The organism is Nocardioides oceani (assembly GCF_030412965.1).
Taxonomy (GTDB): Bacteria; Actinomycetota; Actinomycetes; order Propionibacteriales; family Nocardioidaceae; genus Nocardioides; species Nocardioides oceani.
On the sequence record NZ_JAUHJQ010000174.1, the window covers coordinates 1 to 276 of the forward strand.

General features: G+C 75.4%; 1 protein-coding gene. It reads left to right on the top strand.

The window, feature by feature from the left end:
• Positions 1–276 (top strand): hypothetical protein (locus QWY28_RS23720; protein WP_300955363.1); only part of this gene is annotated, 276 nt, incomplete at both ends.

Here is a 276-nt window from a genome sequence, read left to right on the forward strand (position 1 = left end):
GGACCCGACGGCACGCGCTCGAAACGCCGGGCAGCCGACCTCCCGGAGATCACGGACGCCGCCGCGCTGTCAGGCGACGGCTCCGTGCTCGCCGTTGGCACCCAGGCGAGCTACGACCTGGTCACGCTGCGCCTGGACCGGGACGAGGTGTCGACCCGATCGGGCGAGACCTCCGGCGACGGCTCGTGGTCGGTGCGCCCGCTCGGCTGGGTGGGCGACACGGTCCTCGTGCAACGCACCCCGCCGGCCAGCGGCGACGAGGGCCGGCTCAGCCTG